The 1,994-nt window shown below is 68.5% G+C and carries 2 protein-coding genes; both read left to right on the top strand.

Annotated features, from left to right (window positions below):
• The coding region (locus TBU01S_RS22580; RefSeq protein ID WP_083953809.1) for a branched-chain amino acid ABC transporter permease at positions 1 to 1,025 on the top strand (1,025 nt) is incomplete at its 5' end.
• Positions 1,022 to 1,994: branched-chain amino acid ABC transporter permease (locus TBU01S_RS22575; protein ID WP_169802999.1), on the top strand; the 973-nt coding region annotated here is incomplete at its 3' end. The genes TBU01S_RS22580 and TBU01S_RS22575, both read left to right, overlap by 4 nt.

Raw genomic sequence — 1,994 nt, 5'->3', positions numbered from 1 at the left:
TTGCACTGATACTGGGCCAGGACGGCATCACCAACGGCGCGATCTATGCGCTGCTGGCGCTGGCGCTGGTACTGGTATTCGCGGTCACGCGGGTGATCTTCATCCAGCAGGGCGAGTTCGTCGCCTATGGCGCGCTGACGCTGGCGATGATGCAGGGCGGCGGCGTGCCGGCCACCGTCTGGCTGCTGCTGGTGATGGGCGTGCTGGTCACGCTGTTCGACGGCGTCGCCGCGCTGCGTGCCGGCCAGGCGCGCAAGGCCGCGTCGGTGGCGGGCTGGAATCTGGCCTATCCACTGGTGCTGGCCGGGCTGTTCGCGGCGGCGCCGGTGGCCTCGCTGCCGCTGGCCGCGCACGTCGTGCTGACGCTGGCCATCGTCGTGCCGATGGGGCCGATGATGTACCGGCTGATGTACCAGCCGATCGCCTCGGCGCCGGTGCTGATCCTGCTGATCGTGTCGGTAGCGCTGCACATCGCCATGGTCGGGCTCGGCCTGCTGTTCTTCGGCGCCGAAGGCCACCGCACGCCCGCCTTCAGCGACGCCAGCTTCGATCTCGGCCCCTTGCTGATCACCGGCCAGACGCTGTGGGTGCTGGTGGTGTCGGCGCTGCTGATCGTGGCGCTGTACCAGTTCTTCGAGCGCACGCTGTACGGCAAGGCGCTGCGCGCGACCGCGATCAACCGCGTCGGCGCCCAGCTGATGGGCATCTCGCCGGCGCTCGCGGGCAAGCTCACCTTCTTGCTGGCGGCCTTCATCGGCGCGCTGTCGGGCGTGCTGATCGCCCCGATCACCACCATCTACTACGACACCGGCTTCCTGATCGCGCTCAAGGGCTTCGTCGCCGCCATCATCGGCGGCCTGGCCAGCTACCCGCTGGCGGCGCTGGGCGCGCTGGCGGTGGGGCTGCTCGAAGCCTTCGCTTCGTTCTGGGCCAGCGCTTACAAGGAAGTCATCGTCTTCACCCTGATCATCCCCGTGCTGCTGTGGCGCTCGCTGCGTAGCCACCACGTGGAGGAAGAAGAATGAGAACCGACCGTCTGCTGCTGGGGGCCTTCCTCGCCCTGCTGCTCGCCGTGCCGGCGATCCTGTCGCCGTACTACGTGACGCTGTTGAACTACATCGGCCTGTATGCGATGGTCGCCCTCGGCCTGGTGCTGCTGACCGGCGTGGGCGGGCTCACGAGCTTCGGCCAGGCCGCCTTCGTCGGCCTGGGCGCCTACACCACCGCGGCGCTGACCACCGCCACCGAGCTGCCGGCCTGGCTCGCCTGGGTGGGCGCCTCGCCGTGGCTGACGCTGGTCGCCGGGCTGCTGATCACCGCCACCGTGGCGCTGATCCTGGGTTCGCTGACGCTCAAGCTGTCGGGCCACTTCCTGCCGCTGGGCACGATCGCCTGGGGCATCAGCCTGTACTTCCTGTTCGGCACCATGCAAAGTCTGGGCGGGCACACCGGCATCACCGGCATTCCGCCGATCGAACTGTTCGGCTGGACGCTCGACGACGGCAGCGAGATCTACTACCTGATCTGGGCCTTCCTGCTGGTGGCGATGCTCACCACCCACAACCTGCTCGATTCGCGCGAAGGCCGTGCCATCCGCGCGCTCAAGGGCGGGCGGGTGATGGCCGAGGCGATGGGCGTGGATACCTCGCGCGCGCGCATGATCATCTTCGTCATCGCCGCGCTGCACGCCTGTGCCGCGGGCTGGCTGTACGCCCACATGCAGCGCTTCGTCAATCCGACCCCGTTCGGCGTGCATATCGGCATCGAGTACCTGTTCATGGCGGTGCTCGGCGGCGCCGGCTACGTCTGGGGCGCGATCGTCGGCGCCGGCGTGATCACCGTGCTCAAGCAATGGCTGCAGGACTGGCTGCCGCAGCTGCTCGGCGCCAGCGGCAACTTCGAGATGATCGTGTTCGGCATCCTGATGGTGCTGGTGCTGCACCGGGCGCGCGAAGGCCTGTGGCCGATCCTGAAGAAGCGGGTGCCGGTGCCGG

This window comes from Thauera butanivorans NBRC 103042, assembly GCF_001591165.1.
GTDB classification, from domain to species: domain Bacteria; phylum Pseudomonadota; class Gammaproteobacteria; order Burkholderiales; family Rhodocyclaceae; genus Thauera; species Thauera butanivorans.
The sequence above is the reverse complement of the archived record's forward strand: the minus strand, read 5'-3'. Positions and strand labels throughout refer to the sequence as shown.